The 16,087-nt window shown below is 64.7% G+C and carries 17 protein-coding genes; 3 read left to right on the top strand and 14 right to left on the bottom strand.

Annotated features, from left to right (window positions below; all coding sequences use genetic code 11):
* Positions 1 to 71: 71 nt before the first annotated feature.
* Positions 72 to 1,058, bottom strand: coding sequence for a zinc-dependent alcohol dehydrogenase family protein (locus LB538_RS04540; RefSeq protein WP_224527847.1), 987 nt, complete (start codon positions 1,056 to 1,058; stop codon positions 72 to 74).
* A 102-nt stretch (positions 1,059 to 1,160) separates the two neighbouring features.
* Here LB538_RS04540 and LB538_RS04535 point away from each other — a divergent pair, with 102 nt between their 5' ends.
* Positions 1,161 to 2,063 (top strand): LysR family transcriptional regulator, encoded by a 903-nt coding sequence (locus LB538_RS04535; RefSeq protein WP_224527842.1) that lies wholly within the window; start codon positions 1,161 to 1,163, stop codon positions 2,061 to 2,063.
* Positions 2,064 to 2,197: 134 nt separating this feature from the next.
* Here the strand turns inward: LB538_RS04535 and LB538_RS04530 are convergent, their stop codons facing one another.
* From LB538_RS04530 to LB538_RS04490, 9 genes are all read right to left on the bottom strand, one after another.
* Complete coding sequence (locus LB538_RS04530) at positions 2,198 to 2,551, bottom strand: hypothetical protein (RefSeq protein ID WP_224527841.1); 354 nt, start codon at positions 2,549 to 2,551, stop codon at positions 2,198 to 2,200.
* A gap of 464 nt (positions 2,552 to 3,015) precedes the next feature.
* Positions 3,016 to 4,035 carry an isopenicillin N synthase family dioxygenase gene (locus LB538_RS04525; RefSeq protein ID WP_224527838.1) on the bottom strand — a complete coding sequence of 340 codons (1,020 nt, stop codon included), beginning with the start codon at positions 4,033 to 4,035 and terminating at the stop codon, positions 3,016 to 3,018.
* A gap of 277 nt (positions 4,036 to 4,312) precedes the next feature.
* On the bottom strand, positions 4,313 to 4,966 hold the full coding sequence (locus tag LB538_RS04520) for a methionine ABC transporter permease (protein ID WP_140844297.1): 654 nt from the start codon (positions 4,964 to 4,966) through the stop codon (positions 4,313 to 4,315).
* Positions 4,947 to 6,038, bottom strand: a complete 1,092-nt coding sequence (locus tag LB538_RS04515) for a methionine ABC transporter ATP-binding protein (protein WP_224527835.1) — start codon at positions 6,036 to 6,038, stop codon at positions 4,947 to 4,949. The genes LB538_RS04520 and LB538_RS04515 overlap by 20 nt, the downstream gene beginning before the upstream one ends.
* Positions 6,039 to 6,121: 83 nt before the next feature.
* Entirely contained in the window at positions 6,122 to 6,964 is an 843-nt protein-coding gene (locus LB538_RS04510) for a MetQ/NlpA family lipoprotein (protein ID WP_224527832.1), read from the bottom strand.
* Between the two features lie 197 nt (positions 6,965 to 7,161).
* Positions 7,162 to 7,959 carry an aspartate/glutamate racemase family protein gene (locus LB538_RS04505; RefSeq protein ID WP_224527828.1) on the bottom strand — a complete coding sequence of 266 codons (798 nt, stop codon included), beginning with the start codon at positions 7,957 to 7,959 and terminating at the stop codon, positions 7,162 to 7,164.
* Complete coding sequence (locus LB538_RS04500; RefSeq protein WP_224527825.1) at positions 7,956 to 9,317, bottom strand: dicarboxylate/amino acid:cation symporter; 1,362 nt, start codon at positions 9,315 to 9,317, stop codon at positions 7,956 to 7,958. The genes LB538_RS04505 and LB538_RS04500 overlap by 4 nt, the downstream gene beginning before the upstream one ends.
* 2 nt (positions 9,318 to 9,319) lie before the next feature.
* The gene (locus LB538_RS04495) at positions 9,320 to 10,156 is read right to left on the bottom strand and encodes a substrate-binding periplasmic protein (protein WP_224527822.1); all 837 of its coding nucleotides are present in this window, start codon (positions 10,154 to 10,156) and stop codon (positions 9,320 to 9,322) included.
* Positions 10,157 to 10,359: 203 nt separating this feature from the next.
* Positions 10,360 to 11,049 (bottom strand): SDR family NAD(P)-dependent oxidoreductase, encoded by a 690-nt coding sequence (locus LB538_RS04490; protein ID WP_224527819.1) that lies wholly within the window; start codon positions 11,047 to 11,049, stop codon positions 10,360 to 10,362.
* Between the two features lie 224 nt (positions 11,050 to 11,273).
* Here LB538_RS04490 and LB538_RS04485 point away from each other — a divergent pair, with 224 nt between their 5' ends.
* Positions 11,274 to 12,389, top strand: a complete 1,116-nt coding sequence (locus tag LB538_RS04485; RefSeq protein WP_224527816.1) for an anhydro-N-acetylmuramic acid kinase — start codon at positions 11,274 to 11,276, stop codon at positions 12,387 to 12,389.
* On the opposite strand, the gene LB538_RS04480 is transcribed toward LB538_RS04485, so the two are convergent.
* Both LB538_RS04480 and LB538_RS04475 read right to left on the bottom strand, forming a co-directional pair.
* Entirely contained in the window at positions 12,390 to 12,815 is a 426-nt protein-coding gene (locus LB538_RS04480) for a GNAT family N-acetyltransferase (protein ID WP_224527813.1), read from the bottom strand. It abuts the gene before it with no gap.
* Between the two features lie 90 nt (positions 12,816 to 12,905).
* Complete coding sequence (locus LB538_RS04475; protein ID WP_224527809.1) at positions 12,906 to 14,090, bottom strand: MFS transporter; 1,185 nt, start codon at positions 14,088 to 14,090, stop codon at positions 12,906 to 12,908.
* A 48-nt stretch (positions 14,091 to 14,138) separates the two neighbouring features.
* Here LB538_RS04475 and LB538_RS04470 point away from each other — a divergent pair, with 48 nt between their 5' ends.
* The gene (locus tag LB538_RS04470; RefSeq protein ID WP_224527806.1) at positions 14,139 to 14,678 is read left to right on the top strand and encodes an Lrp/AsnC family transcriptional regulator; all 540 of its coding nucleotides are present in this window, start codon (positions 14,139 to 14,141) and stop codon (positions 14,676 to 14,678) included.
* Here the strand turns inward: LB538_RS04470 and LB538_RS04465 are convergent.
* Both LB538_RS04465 and LB538_RS04460 read right to left on the bottom strand, forming a co-directional pair.
* Positions 14,675 to 15,178, bottom strand: coding sequence for a hypothetical protein (locus tag LB538_RS04465; protein ID WP_224527804.1), 504 nt, complete (start codon positions 15,176 to 15,178; stop codon positions 14,675 to 14,677). The genes LB538_RS04470 and LB538_RS04465 overlap by 4 nt on opposite strands.
* A 12-nt stretch (positions 15,179 to 15,190) precedes the next feature.
* On the bottom strand, positions 15,191 to 16,021 hold the full coding sequence (locus LB538_RS04460) for a class I SAM-dependent methyltransferase (RefSeq protein WP_224527799.1): 831 nt from the start codon (positions 16,019 to 16,021) through the stop codon (positions 15,191 to 15,193).
* Positions 16,022 to 16,087 lie beyond the last annotated feature (66 nt).

The following is a 16,087-nucleotide window of genomic DNA, read 5'->3' as shown; positions in this document are numbered from 1 at the left end:
CGGAACGACCAGTTTGGCCCGACGCAGCACCGCTGCCAAGCAGATAGTCGCTTTTCCGGCTGAAGAGAGCCTCAAACGGTCACCACGATCTTGCCGAACTGTTCGCCTGCTTCCAGAAAACGGTGCGCCTCGGCGATCTTCTCGAACGGAAACGTCCTGGCGATGACCGGCTTCAGCGCGCCTGCGGCGAGGCCGTCGAGGATGAAGGCCTTGGCGGCTTCAAGCCGGGCGGGATCGCCGGTGATCTCGTGGACGAGGTAGCCGCGCAGCGTCAGCGTCTTCGCCAGGACATCGGGCAGCGGGAACGGCGTCGGCTCGGGGCTGAGGCCGCCATATTCGATGAGAATGCCGCCGGGCGCCATCGCGGCGGTAAGCGGCGTGAAGATCGGGCCGCCGACCGCGTCGAGAACGACGCGCACGCCTTGCGGTGCTATCTCCCTCAGCCTCGCTTCGATATCCTCCTCGGCAGAGGCCACCACATGCGCTGCGCCGGCGTCGAGCAGCGCCATCTTCTTGGCCGATGTTCGGGTGACGGCGATCGGCACCGCGCCAATTCTGTTGGCGATCTGGATGGCGGCCAGTCCGACGCTGCTCGACGCGGCGGTGATGACGACAGGCTCGTCAGGGCCGAGACGCGCGATATCGACCAGCGCGCCATAGGCGGTGAGATATTGCATCCATGTCGCGGCGGCGGCCTCGAATGAAAGCGATGGCGGATGTTTCACCACAAGCTCGGCCGGGAAATTCACGAGCTCGCCATAGGCCGGCCAGCGCGCCATGGAACGCGGCGGGATGATGCTGACCGCATCGCCCAGTGCGAAGACTTCCACGCCGGCTCCCACCGCCTCGACCACCCCCGCCGCTTCGAGGCCGAGGCCCGACGGCAGCGTCGGCGTCTCGATGTAAGAGCCGTTGCGCATCAAGGCTTCGGCGCGGTTCAAGCCCAGCGCCCTGACGCGGATCCGCACCTCGCCGGGCCCCGGCGACGGAACATCCATATCTTCGATGCGAAGCACCTCGGGACCGCCGTGACTGTGAAAGCGAACAACCCTTGCCATGCCTGAAACTCCAAACCCAATCGATGGAATGGACTATGCAGCGGTATCGAGAACCGATAAATCGGCACATAGGCAGAACAGTCGAAACGATTGGTTTTGAATATGGATCGCCTCGAAAGCATGGAGGTCTTCGTCAAGGCTGCCGATCTCGGCTCGTTCGCGGCCGCCGCGGCGGCGCTCGACCTGTCGGGGCCGATGGTCGGCAAGCATGTCCGCTTCCTCGAAGAGCGGCTCGGCATGCGGCTCATCAACCGCACCACGCGCCGGCAGAGCCTGACCGATTTCGGGCGCGCCTATTACGAGCGCTGCCGCATCGTGCTGGCCGAAGCGCAAGCGGCCGAGGCATTGGCAGCCGATCAGTTGTCCGAGCCGCGCGGCACACTGCGCGTGACGATGCCGGCGCATTTCGGTCGCCACTGCGTCACGCCGATCCTAATCGAGCTGGCCCGGCGTTATCCGACGCTGGAATTGGACCTGTCGCTCAGCGATCGCTTCGTCGATCTCGTCGAGGACGGTTTCGACCTGGCGATCCGCACCGGAACGCTGGATGACAGGGCCGGCATCATTGCGCGCCGCGTCGCGCGGCAGCGCATGATCGTCTGCGCGTCGCCGTCCTACATCGAAAGCTTCGGCCGACCGCTTCAGCCCGAAGACATCGCCAGCCATCAGGCGATCGTCTACCGGCGGCTCGGCCACGTGCTGCAGCCATGGCTGTTTACGCGCGACGATGACTCGGTGACGCAGATCGCCCCCGCCGGCCGGCTGCGGCTCGACGACCTCGACGCCATCGCCGACGCGGCAACCGACGGCATGGGACTGGCCTGGCTGCCATACTGGCTGGTGCGACAACGCATCGAGGGCGGCACACTGGTCCGCCTGCTGCCTGAGCAACGCGACTATCTCTATGACTGCCATGCGCTCCGGCTGCAGGCGCCGCATCTGCCGCTGAAAGTGCGGCTGGCCGTCGACGCGCTGGCGGTGGGATTGCCGAAGATGATGAGCTAAGTCCACGCCGATTTCAGTCACTGCATCACACCGAGCCACGTCAGCACCTTCGTCGCGAACAGATGATCGTAAGCCCCGAAACCTTCAGCACTGCGGCGGGTTCGACGGTCTATGCGCTGGAAGTCTCATGCCTTTCACACCGTAGAGCGCAGAAGGGCCTGCATGTGTTCTGGCAGGTCGAGCTCGCCGCGCGCCTCGATCTCCAAAAGGTATCGGGCCTTGGCCAGGCGGTCGCCTTGCTTGACCGCCCGATAGGCGCAGATGGCCAGCAGCGCTCTCTCCTCCTCTCGGCCGGCCTCGATGTGGTCACGGCTATGGCTGCCCCTTTTGTGGACGGCCTTGCCGAACGCTGCGTACGCTGCCTTGTGCGCCTCAATCAGGGCGAACAGGTCATTGGATGGTTGCCGGTCAGGCCTCGGCGCCTTCGTGCCGTGACCGTTTGCTGCGACGGTCGAGGCGACGACCGCGCAGCCGGAGTGAAAGAGCAAGGCGCGGCGGCTGATCCTGGACGTGGCGAACTCTCCTCTTCACTTTACGGCAGGTCCGAGCGGATGCCGTGAACATCACCAACACCGTAACACAACGGTTCGCGCATTCATGTCAGGATGGAATAGCGAGGAAAACGCGCTTGAGGTTCGAGCGCGCGAAATATTCGAGCGGCGGCGGCTGACGAGTCGGAGCCGGTGAAGGGGTCGACATCCAAATGCAGGCCGAGCGCTTCGCCGGTCTGACCGGAGGATTCCCGACGCAGATAAGAAAAAGGCCGGGCGCGAAAGCGGCCCGGCCAAAGTATGAAGGTCATAACCTTCAGAGGGGAACATCGCCCGGCGCAATGGGAGGAAAACACCGAGCGATGGTTCCTATGTGGGCCTGAAGCGGCGTATTTTCCACGAACGGAATTCCAAAAAAGACGGGAAACGCGAAAAAATCTCGCTCAAATCCAACGAAATCGTCAGCCGATGGCCACTGCTTTTTCCAGAAGGTCGGCATAGTGACGCCGCGCCACGTCGGGATGCGACCGCAGGCGGCTTTTCAGTACATTGGTTCCGACGTTGCGGAAGAGCGGATTGTCGGGATCGCTGGCCGGGCCGCGCGCTTCGGCAGCGAGCTCCTCCGGCAGGTCGAGCAGCGGGATCGTGGCATCGAGCCGGGCGCTAAAGAAGAACGGCACCGAAATGCGTTCGACGCCGGCCGGCGGCGTGACGACGCGATGCATGGTTGCCCTGAGATAGCCGTTCGAGGCGAGCTCCAGCAACTCGCCGATGTTGACGACGAGCGTTCGCGGGATCGGGTCGACATCGACCCAGCTGCCGTCATATTCGACTTGGAGGCCCTTGTTCTCGTCCTGCAGCAGAAGCGTGAGAAACCCGCCATCCTTGTGCGCGCCGACGCCCTGGTCGTCGCCGGTGGCATTGCGGCCGGGATAGCGCACGATCTTCATGCGGTGGTTGGGTTCGCCGCGATAGATCGGATCGAAAGCATCCTCCGGCTGGTCTAGCGACAGCGCGAAGGCTTTCAGCAGCCGGATCGCCACATCGGTCGCCTTGGCCTGCCAGGCAAGCAGCGCGGGCTTCAGATCGGGAAGCGCGGCAGGCCACTGGTTCGGACCCTGCAGCCGCGTCCAGGCCGGCACGCCCGGCCCTTGCACAATCGTCGTGCGCTCGACGCCGATGTCGAGCTGCTCGCGCCAGTCGGCCTTGCCTTTGGTCAGCTCGCCGCCGGCGCGCGTATAGCCGCGAAACTGTGGCGACTTGACCATTTCGATGTCGAGCTTGTCGGCCTCCGGCAAGGCGAAGAAGCGGCGCGCGGCGCCCAGCACTGCATCGATCTCCGGCTGGGTGATGCCGTGGCCGCTCAGATAGAAGAAGCCGACATCGCGCGCGGCGGTACGCAGATCGAACAGAAATGTCCGCAGTTCCGATGCGCCCTGCTCCAGGCGATCGAGATCGAGCACCGGGATTATTCTGGCCATGGACAGGCTCCTCTTGGCGGTAACTCTTTGTTTTTCGCAATCCCGGACGGAAAACTGCTGCGCACTTTTCCTGGAATTGCTCTCTTTAGTTTTGGCGCAATTCCGAACGGAAAACCGCTACGCACTTTTCCTGGAATTGCTCTAGCGATCCTTGGCACGATGACATCAGCATCATCACGGGTGAAGAAACGCACCGCCCAATCTCGTTGCAAACGGAGCAAGCCGGCGCTCAATTCCCGTCTTTTGCGGCAAATTGCGTTCGCGCCGGCGCCCCTGGTCAGCGATGATCCAGCCGCGCGACGAGCCGGTCGCCGATCCACTGGATGCCGCAGACCAGCACGATGAGAACGACGACCACGGCGACCATGACGCTGGTCTCGAAGCGTTGGTAGCCGTAGCGGATGGCCAGGTCGCCGAGACCGCCGGCACCGATGGCGCCGGCCATGGCCGAGGCGCCGACCAGCGTCACCAGCGTCACCGTGAAGCCGGCGACGATGCCCGGCAGCGCCTCCGGCACCAGCACCTCGCGGATGATCGTCCAGCGATTACCACCCATGGCGCGCGCCGCCTCGATCAGCCCGTGGTCGACCTCGCGCAGCGAGACTTCGGCGATGCGGGCGTAATAGGGCGTGGCGGCGATCGACAACGGCACGATCGCCGCCCAGGTGCCGATTGAGGTGCCGACGATCAGCCGTGTCACCGGGATCAGCGCCACCAGCAGGATGATGAAAGGCACCGACCGGAAGCCGTTGATGACGGCGCCGAGAGTACGGTTGACCCAAAGGCTCTCGGCGATGCCGCCGCGATCGGTGGCGACCAGGGCAAGGCCGAGCGGCAGGCCGAAGACGAGCGATATGATACCGGACGCGCCGGTCATCAGCACCGTTTCCCAGATCGAGCGAAGCAGGAGTTCAAACAGGACCGGCGACATGGCCAAGCACCTCCACCCGCGCGCCGCGGTCTTTCAAGAAAGCGATAACCGCCGCCAGATGCGCGGCGTCAGCTCCAGGAATCGCCACGAACAGCGTGCCGACGGGCTGCTGTTGCACATGATCGATGCCGCCATGCACAAGCCGGAACGGGCCGGGCACACTGGCGCTCAGCTCAGACAGCAGCGGGCGATGCGCTACCTCGCCGGCCACATCGATGCGCAGAATCGTTTCCCCGCCCTCGCCTTTGGCCAATCGGCTGGCGATCTCGGGCGGCAGCTGCGGCCGGATGCCGCCGAGCAGGCTGCGCGTGATCTCCGATTTCGGATCGGCGAAGACCTGCCAGACGGCCCCCTCTTCGACAATCCGGCCGGCATCGATCACCGCCACGCGGTCGGCGATGGAACGGATCACCTCCATCTCATGCGTGATGAGCAGGATGGTGAGGCCGAGCCTGGCATTGATGTCTTTCAGCAGAGCAAGAATGGAACGCGTCGTCTCCGGGTCGAGCGCCGAGGTCGCCTCGTCTGACAAAAGCAGCGCCGGTCGCGCGGCAAGGGCCCTGGCGATGCCGACGCGCTGTTTCTGCCCGCCCGACAGCGAGGCTGGATAGGCCTTCGCCTTCTCCGACAGGCCGACCAATTGCAGCAGCTCGGCCGCGCGCGCCATACGCTCGGCGCGCGGGCGGCCCTCGATCTTGAGCGGCAGCGCGACATTCTCCTCGACGGTCTTGGCCGACAGAAGGTTGAAGTGCTGGAAGACCATGCCGATGCGTCGGCGCAGCGGCTGCAGCTCGCGTTCGCTCAGGCGGCCGATTTCGCGGCCCTCGATGAAGACCTCGCCGGAATCGGCCCGCTCCAACCCGTTCAGGCAGCGGATCAGCGTCGACTTGCCGGCGCCGCTGCGGCCGATGATGCCGAGGATCTCGCCCTTGCGCACCGTGAGCGAGACGCCGTCGAGCGCCGGCGTCGCGCCGAAGCGGCGCTTCAGGCCGACGAGGCGGACAACGTCTTCCCGCCCGGTCGGCTGGATGTGGACCGGATCGGCGCGTTCGGCCGTGACATGGTGGTTCATTTCTATGTCCGTTTCTGTGCCGCGCAAACGCGACGGCGGCCCGCTCAGCAGCGGGCCGCCTATTTCTGGCAGCCAGGCGCCGATCAATAGGCGCTGATCCCGGTGCCCTTGTAGACCTTGTCGAACTCGGCCTTCACCGTTTCGTTCTGGTAGGAAGCGACCAGCGTCTTCACCCATGGCTCGTTCTCGTTGCCCGCCTTGACAGCGATGAAGTTGCGATAGGGATTGTCGGCCACCGGCTCCTGCGCGATGCGGTTTTCCGGGCCGAGGCCGCTCTTCAGCGCCCAGTCGGTGTTGACGACGGCGGCGTCGAGATCGTCCACCGAGCGGCCGACGATGCCGGCGTCGAGCTCCTTGATCTCGAGCTTCTTCGGGTTGTCGGCAATGTCGGCGGTCGTCGCCAGGATGCCCGTGCCGTCCTTGAGCTTGATCAGGCCTTCATGCTCCAGGACATGCAGTGCGCGCCCTTCGTTGGAAGGATCATTCGGCAGGCCGATCACCGCGCCTTCGGGCAAATCGGCGACCTTGGCATGCTTCTTCGAATAAAGGCCGATCGGCCAGACGCCGGTATAGCCGACCGGCACGATGTGGTAGCCTTGCGTCTTGATCTGGTTGTCGAGGTAGGGCTTGTGCTGGAAGGCATTGGCGTCGATCTCGCCGCGGTCCAGCGCCTCGTTGGGCTGGGTGTAATCGTTGAAGACGACGGTCTCGATGGTCAGCCCTTTCTTGGCCGCCTCGGCCGTGACGACGCGCCAGACATCCTCATCCTCACCGCTGATGATGCCGACCTTGATCGACTTCTTGTCCTCGCCGAAGGATGGCGACGGCGCACCAAGACTGATGACGGCCAATGTCGTGGCGAGAAGCACGCCAAGTCCGGCGCGCCTGGTGACTGACGTAACGAGAGACTTTGAAGCGTCGGACATGATGCGTTCCTTGCAATCCTGAAATCAGTTCGGCCTGGCGGAATGCGAAGCCTTGTTTTCAGGATCATCAATGCTGCCTCATCGGGCAAAGAAGCGCATTTCCTCTGAAGCGGAGTGCGGGAAATATTCTCTCAAAGATTTGATGACTTGGAGCACGCCCGTTGAGCGGATGTTCGATATCGTAAAGGCGGCAGCGCCTATGAAGCGCGCCGGGCAAGGCGCAAGGGCAATCGGTCGCCTCCCGGCAGCGACGAGACGGACGGCAAACCGCGCGCCTCCTGCGTGGCAAAGCCCAATCGGGTCAGGCAGGCCCGCGCCAGGGCCGCATTGCTGTCGACGACCAGCAGCCCATTCGGATCGTTCAGGCTGGCCGCCACCACGGACAATTCAGTGCAGCCAAGAAGCGCTGCATCGGCGCCGGCCATTTGCGCGAGATCGAGCGCGCGCTCAGTCTCAGCCGCGGCTTCCGCAATCGAGCCTGCCTTTACGAGATTGATCGCGCTGTCGACGCGTTCCTGGAATTCCGCGTCTGCCGGAACGCAGACCTCGAACCCCGCCGGCGAAATCCTGTCCTGATAAAAGCCGGAGGCAAGCGTGCCCCGGGTTGCGAGGTTCGCAACTCTGCCCCGGTCCAGGCTCCGGCGGATCTCCGCCACCACCGCGTCGCCGATGTGGATGATCTCGGCTGGCGAGTTCGCCGCCAGCCTGTCGTACCAATGATGGGCGGTGTTGCAGGGCATGGCGATACAGGAAACGCCGAGCGCGTTGAGCGTCGAGACCGCAGCTTGCAGCGGCGCCAGCGGCCCGTCATGACCAGCCAGGATCGCTTCGGTCCTGTCGGGCAGTTGCGGCACGCTGAGGATGACGGAAGGCACATGCTCGTTGTCGCGCAGCGCCCCGGTCATCCGGGTCAGCTTAAAGTAGAAGTCGGCCGATGCGAGCGGCCCGAGACCACCGATGATGCCGAGCTGCGGACGGATGCCGTCGTCGATCATCGGGCGGGCTCGGCTTCGAGCTCTTGTGCGACTGTTTCAGCAGCCTGCGCCGCTTCCCGGTGGCTGGGCGCGATCATTGCCGTGCTTGCGGCCACGGTGGAGACGCTGGACAGCGTCATCAGCGTGTCCACGGCCGCGTCCACCGCGACGAACAGGACGAACGCCGCCTCGAAGGGAAGCTTCAGATAGCCGCAGACAATGGACATCTGCGACAGGATGAGCAGGCTGCCCATGCCGCCTGTCGTCAGCGCCAGAAGCGCGGAGACGACGCCGACAAGCAAGAGGTCCGGTATCGCCAGGGGATGGCCGTAGAGCTGGGCGATGAACAGGACGCCCGAGGTGTAGACCAGCGCCGGGCCGGTCCGCAGAAGCGCAGCCTGGAGGGGCACGAGCAGCTCGACGACCACCAGGTTGAACCTCAGGCGCTCTGTCAAAAGGTTGATGACCCAGGGCAGCGAGGCGACCGTGGAGCGCGTTGTGATGGCCACCATCAGAAGCGGCTGAAGGGTCTTGATCGTGGCCCAGTAGCTCCGCCGCGAGCGTATGGCGATGACGGCAAACGCGCCGGCGAGGAATGTCACGCAGGAAAGGCCCATCACCAGCAGGTAGCCACCCATCAGCATCAGCGGCTTGATGCCGGTCGACGCGGTCTGGTCGGCGATCAGGATGAAGGTAGCGAAGGGCAATCCCCAGACGAACCAGTTGGTCAGCACGGTGCAGGCCTTGTACACCGCGTTGAGCGCCTGTGAGAGGCTGAGCGACGAGGGCTGGGGAATCTTGCCCATCGCGAGCCCGAAAAGCAGGCAGAACAACAGGACCTGGATGGTCTGGCCCGAGGCCAGGGCGTTGAAAACGTTGTTCGGCACCAGATCCAGGAAGATCGAATGTCCGCTGTTCGGATCCCCGGTCGGCGGCGGCTGGAAGGGGAATGCGAGATCGGTGGAGACGCTGCCTTGCGAATTGATGAACTCGCCGAGCTCGATGCGCGACTGCGGGTTCTCGATCTGGCCGGGCTTGAGGATCAGCGAATATGTGCCGCTGACCAGCACGGCGAGGAACGACACGACCAGTACCGCTATGCCGACTTTGCCGAGATAGCGGACCGATTTCGGGTCCTGGACCATGGCGGTGATGGAGAAGATCACCGACGAGACCAGATAGGGCAGGACGACCATCTTGAGGAAATTCAGGTAGACCTGCGCGACAGGGCTGATCGCATGGGCGAAGGCCGGGTAATAGAGGCCGCACAGGATCCCGGCCAGGATCATGATGATCGTCGTCGCCGGCGAGCGCAGGATGCGCTTTGCCGCCAGGCGCCAATCGAAAGGCATGGCTGCGGCTACATCCGAGACGGCCATTGTCAGGCTTTGCTCCCCTGGCGATAACGCGCGATGATCTCGTCGGTGTTGAGGACCTGCTGGCCTCGCGCGAGATCGAGATAGAGATCGACGAAGGCCGCCAGATGCGGGTTGGCCGGGCTGATCCCGACGGCGATCGTGTCGACCTTGTCGGTCAGCGTGATCGAGCGTGCGACCACCGTCATCGACGGATCGTCGACCATCAGCTTCTTGATCTCGAAATCGTCGCGATAGGCGAGGTCGATCGTGCCGTTGCGGATCGCATCGATGACCGTGTTCCAGCCGGCGAAGCGCTGGATCGTGGCGTGCGGAAACGTGGCGGCCGCGTAGGTGGCGAAGGACGAGCCTTCGATCACGCCGAGATCGCCGGAGAAATCACGGATGATCTGTTCAGCCGGCTTGCCCTGCGTGATGCGCGCCAGGTTGACGCGGTTCGCCAGCAGCCCCTGGTGCAGCATGGCGTAAGGCCGCGAATAGAGGATCGAGCGGCCGCGCCGGAGGGTGCGGCTCAGCTTGCCGATCGCCAGGTCCGCCTGGCCGGACGTCAGCTGCTGCACCATGGCGTCGAAGGTCCCGGCTGATCGGTCGAACACCGGTTCGACGCCGAGTTCCGCGGCTATGCCACGCGCCAGGTCCATATCGATGCCGCTCTCCCCAGAGCCGTCGGCCGGGAAGAAGGGATCGGAAGCGAAAGCCGGCATGGCGATGCGTAGCTTGTTGTCGCTGACGATGGGTTTGGGAGCGTCTTGCGCCTGGGCCGGCGTGGCCAGCGCCTGCGCCTGCGCGAGCAGCAGCCCTCCGCCTCCGGCTGCAAACAGCGTGCGACGTGTGAGCGGCATGCGCATTTCTCTATCGTGCAGGAGAGCCGGACAACAATTCTGACCGATGCGCAGTATGCACGCCGAAGTTAAGTAAAGGTATCTTTTGTTTTGCGCTTTTTTACATTGCAGACGGCCGAAATGGTCTCAGGATACATGCAGACTTTCTAAAATAAACGAGTCCGCGGCGGGGCGTGTTGTTGCCCGGTTCGTGCGAGGGATCGTCAGAACGTCTCGACCCAGGGCCTCAGCTCGACCTCGAAGCTCCACGCGCTGCGATGCTGGCGATGGACGGCGAGATAGGTCTCGGCGATCGCATCGGGCGAGAGGCGACGATCCGGCCGGTCGGACTCGGGCGCCTGCCCGGCCGGCTCGATCTGGCCGTCGATGATGAAATGCGCGACGTGGATGTTCTTCGGACCGAGCTCGCGTGCCATCGATTGCGCCAGCCCGCGCAGGCCGAATTTCGGCATGGCGAAACCGGCGGAACCGGAGAACCCTTTCAGGCTTGCGCTGGCGCCGGTGAACAGGATCGAGCCGGAACCACGTGCAAGAAGCCGGCGCGCCGCCTGCTGGCCGACAAGGAAGCCACCATAGGCGCCGACGAGCAGGGCTTGCTTGACCGCTTGCGCGTCGAGTTCGGCGATTGGGCCGCGCGTGCGGCCGCTGGCGTTGAAGACGGCAATTTCGAGGGGACCTGCCTTGTCGGCCGTCTCGAAGAGGCGCTCCACGGAGGCTGCGTCCGATACGTCTGTTTCGAGGGCCTGCGCGCCGGTTTCCTTGACCAGCGCGGCCAGTTTGTCGACGTTGCGGGCGGCAAGGACGACACGGAAATCCTGCTTGGCGAGAAGTCGCGCCAGTGAGGCGCTTAACCCGGAACCGGCGCCCGCGATCACTGCGACGTTGGCTGCCATGGCATTTTCTCCTTGCGATAGTCCATCCGGGCAGTCGCCCGGCCGATGGTCTTGTTCGCAGCCTCGCGCCTTCTTCGACGAGAGGCAAGAACGGCGTTGCTCCGCTTTCACCATTCGATGCAAAAGCCGTCGGTCTATGCGCCGCCTGCTCGGGTGTAGCGAGACACTTGCCTGCCGCGCCGATCCGTCCGACACGTGAATGAAGGGCGATTCGAGGAACGACCATGGAACCAATCTGGGCCGTCGGCCTGATGACCGGCACGGTGCTCGACGGCAATATCGACGTGGCGCTGATCAAGACGGACGGCGAGCGCATCGCCGACACCGGCACCTACACGCTGGCCCCCTATCCGCAATCGATCCGCGCCCTGCTGGAAGAAACGCTGCGCCAGGCGCGCGCCTGGAATTTCGAAGGGCCGGAGCCGGCGATTTTTCGCGAAGCCGAGGAGGCGCTGACGCGCGCGCAATCGGCGGCGGTCAGGGATCTGGTCGAGAGCCAGGGGACGAGCATGGCCGATATCGGCGTCGTCGGCTTCCACGGCCAGACCGTGCTGCATCGCGCCCCGCAGCCGGGGCGCATCGGCCGCACCCGCCAGCTCGGCGATGGCGAGCTGATGGCCTCGCTGCTCGGCACCAAGGTCGCCTATGATTTCCGCTCGGCCGATGTCGCGGCCGGCGGGCAAGGCGCGCCTTTGGCCGCCGCCTATCATGCCGCGTTGCTTAAAGAGGCGGACGACAGCGGCGACACTGCGGTGCTCAATCTCGGCGGTGTCGGCAACATCACATGGTGGGACGGCAAAGACGCAATCGTCGCCTTCGACACCGGTCCGGCCAATGCGCCGGTCAACGATTTCATCAAGTCGAAAGGCCTCGGCGAGATGGACCGCGACGGCAGGCTGGCCGCCGCAGGCAAGGTCGACGAGGAACGGCTCGCCAGGCTCTTGCAGCATCCGTACCTGACGAAGCCCTATCCGAAATCGCTCGACCGCTTCGACTTCACCGCGGCGATGGCCGAAGGGCTGAACGCCGAGGACGGCGCTGCGACGCTGACCGCCTTCACCGTCTCGGCCGTCGGCAAGGCGCTCGACCTTTTGCCGCGCAGGCCGAAGCGGCTGGCAGTGAGCGGCGGCGGCCGCCACAACCCGACGATGATGGCAATGCTCGAAAGCCGCGCTGGCGTCGAAGTGGTGCAGGCCGAGACGCTCGGATGGAAGGGCGACGCCGTCGAGGCGGAATGTTTCGCTTTCCTCGCCGTGCGCGTGCTGCGCGGCCTGCCGATCAGCTTTCCGAGCACCACCGGCGCGCCAAAGCCGATGCGCGGCGGAAAACTGGCGGGCTGATCAGGCCGACAGCTTCTTCTGCAGGAAGACACGGCTGCGGCCGATGGGGAAGTCAGGTAGCGATCCGAACGGTTGGTAGCCCTGGCGCCGGTAAACCTTCTCGGCGATCGGATTGAAAGTGTCGATCCAGGCGCCGTGGCAGCCGCGCGCGGCAGCCTCCTGTTCGGCCGCGTCGAGCATGCCGGCGGCAATGCCTTTTCCGCGCAGTCTTTCGTCGACCCACAGCCACTGCACGTAGAGCCAGCCCCAGGCGGTGTAGCCGGAAATACCGGCAACGAGGGCGCCGGTTTCCCCGCGCACGAAAACCGCGAGCGACTTTCGGCCTGACGCTCCGACATCGGCATCGTTGAAAGCGGTAAGGCTTCCGCCCAGGAAAACGAGGTCCTGCGGCGAGGGCTCGGCGGTGATCTCGAGACTCGTCTTCATCGGCTGCGACTCCGGTTCGCAAGCCAGCCTTAGAGCAATTCCAGGAAAGTGCGAAACAGTATTCCGGCCGCAAGCGAAGACTGAGGCCTGTTACCGAGGACCGACTGACCGCCACGCCGCTGCGCCCGCCGCCACCAGCATCAGTGCCGCCGCGATCAGCGCGCAATTGGCGAAGCCGAGGCTCGTGTAGAGCGGGCCGAAGCCTGCCGTGCCGACGGTGACGGCGAGATAGGTGACCGCGCTGTTCAAGCCCATGATGGTGCCGCGCCGCGACGGGTCGAGCGCGGTGAGGCGCATGACCAGCACGTTCAGCCCGAAATGGTTGGCAAGGCCCCAGACCCCGATCGTCGCGATCAGCAGGCCGAAGCCGCCGCTTGCCAGGGCAATCGCGACATAGACGGCGGCGACCAGCAGATAGGCAAAGGGCATGACGCGACGGGCGCCGAGGCGATCGATAACGCCGTCGAGCAGAGCGGCCGCGCCGAAGCCGAGACCGTAGGCGACCGCCGCCAGGCCATTGGCGCTGACCGGCTCGCCGAGGGCTTGGTGGAGATGATCGCCGAGATAGCCGTAGACGCCGTAGAAGGCGGTCATGAAGGCGCCGCAGGCAATGAGCAGCGGCAGGATGCCGGGAACGGCGAGCGCGCCAAGCGGCGACGGCGCGGGGCCGCTTTTCCTGGTATCGTGCAGCGAACTCATCGCCAAACCGGCAACGGCCGTTCCTGCGAGCATTGCAACGGCCGCGAAGACGGCACGCCAATGGATGAGATCGGCCAGCACCGCCGACAATGAGACGCCGGCGACCATGGAAAGCGTCCAGCCGGTCAGCACGACCCCGATGGTGCCGCTTTCGCGGCCGGGCGGCGCGATCGCGGCCGAGCTGGCATAGATCGCCGGCATGGCGATGCCGGCGGCAATGCCGGCAACGAGCTGGGCGGCCACCAGCATCGCCACTGTCGGCGCCAAGGCGCTGGCGACCAGCGCGATGGCCAGCAGCAGCAACGCGCCCTGCAGCATGCGGCGCGCGCCGATCCGGTCGATGTAGCGGGCAAGGAAGAGCGCGCTGGCCGACGTGCCGAGGCCGAAGGCGGCGGCGGCCGTCATCACCGCCGGCACGCTGGCGCCGAACGATGCCGCGACGGCCGGCGCGATCGGTCCGAGAACAAGCGAATTGGAGCCGATGACGGCGATGCAGCCGGTCAGCAGATAGGCCGTGGCCGGGATCGGCGCGCGCGGCGCCTCAGTCATAATTACTGATTGATTGCTGTTCGACATATCATCATAATGGCCGAATTAAATTCCGCATCAATGGAGAATTTCAATATGGACACAGAAACAGATGACATTCAGCGGAACAAGCATCCGGCCCGGGAGGTCGACCCTATCGACCGAAAGATATTAGGCGTCCTCGTCGAGGACGCGACCATCAGCTATGCCGAGCTCGGCGAACGCGTCGGCCTGTCGCCGCCGGCGGCGCATGAGCGGGTCAAGCGGCTGAAGCGCAGCGGCGCCATCCGCGCCACATCGGCGATCATCGATCCGAGGGCGGTGAAGAAGCCGCTGCTTGCCTTCGTGCATATCGACACCAGGGGCTGGGGCAAGACGCCGGAGCTGATGGCGGTCTCCAAATATCCGGAGGTCGAGGAGATCCACACGGTCGCCGGCGACACCTGCATGCTGCTCAAGGTGCGCACCGAGGACACACGCGCGCTGGAAGGCCTGCTGGCCCGTCTCTACGACACGCCCGGCGTGACCTCGACGCGCAGCTATGTGGTGCTGTCGACCTATCTCGAGCGGCCAGTGCAGCCCGAGATCACGAACGAATGGCCGGCGCCGAAGCATATGGCGACGCCTATGTACTAGGTCGCCGCCAACTGATGGCGCCTGGAACGCGCCAGCAGATAGAAAGCCGCGACATGCGTGACCATCAAAAGCGGCACGTAGAGGATCGGGATCGCATAGGTCGTGCCCAACTGTCCGGCATGGCCCGGAAGGTCGAGCGCGACGCCGTGATAGTAGTCGCCGACAATGTCCACCACGCCTACGAGGTTAAAGGCGACGACCAGCGGCCAGAAGATCACAGGCCTCGCCACGGTGAATAGCGCCAGCATGGCGAGCAAGCCGGTGGCGAAGTCGCCATAGGCGGCGAAGCTTGCGAAGGCAGGTGCAAGGTCGGGGCCGACCACGCCCGGGATGAGGAAGACGAGCCCGAAGAAGCGGAAGCTGTGCAGCGTTGCGATGGCGCGCTGCGCCTCTATCGGCTCCATCGACCTCAGCCTTGGCCAGATATAGGCGGCGAAGCAAAGCAGCCACGGCACGTAGCCGAGCACGAGATGGATGTTGAAGATCATCGCAGGTGACATCTTCGCCCCCTATCAAGCCTTGGCCGGAATCGCCTCGAACACTGCCGTCAGAATGCCCAGCCGTCCCTCCATGAGATTGCGCCCGAGATTGGTGGCGAAGTCGGCGAAACCCTGGCCCATGACGACCCCGAGATTGAGCGAAGGCGGCGGGCCGGAGGCACGGAGCTCGGCGAACCAGGCCTTGGCGGCAGCCGTGTCGTCGCGGCGGACGAGCGTGCCGAAGCCGGCGGCTTCGATCGTCTCGCAGGTCGCCTCGGCCGTCAGCAGGAAGCTTTCGCCCGGCGTCTTCGCCCAGGGCATCGGATAGAGCGGATCGCCGCCGTTGAGCACGACGTCGAAGGTCGCGAATTTTCCGCCCGGCTTCAAAACGCGCCTGATCTCGCAGTAGAGCAACGGCCGGTCGGCGATGTTCATCGCCACATGCTGCAAGAGCGCGGCATCGAAACGGCTGTTTTCGAAAGGCAGCGCCAGCGCGCTGCCGGCTTCGAACGACACTTTGTCGTCTTGGCCGGTGCGCATGGTCAGATAGCGCGCGGCTTCGACGAAGGGTTCGCTGAGATCGACGCCGGTCACCGCGCAGCCATAGGTCTCAGCAAGAAACCTGGCCGGCCCGCCGACGCCCGATCCGACGTCGAGCACGAACATGCCGGCGGTGATGACGGCAAGGTTGGCGAGCTCCGCCGTCGCGGCCAGCCCGCGGGTATGGAACTGGTCGAGGGTCGCCAGCTGTTCGGGCTTCAGCCGCTGTTGCTCAGGCCCAAACACCGCCAGTGCGTTCTTCAATCGATCGGTCAAGCCGGTCGCGCGATAGTGATCGCGCACGCGATCGAGTTCATCGGTCATTGCCACTTCCCTTCAGGCTTCCAAAGTCATGGAAGGAATACGGCCGCTTTCCGCGAACCACTATCC

This window comes from Mesorhizobium sp. Ca11, from assembly GCF_020165275.1.
GTDB lineage: Bacteria > Pseudomonadota > Alphaproteobacteria > Rhizobiales > Rhizobiaceae > Mesorhizobium.
This window is presented reverse-complemented; position numbering and strand designations above follow the sequence as displayed.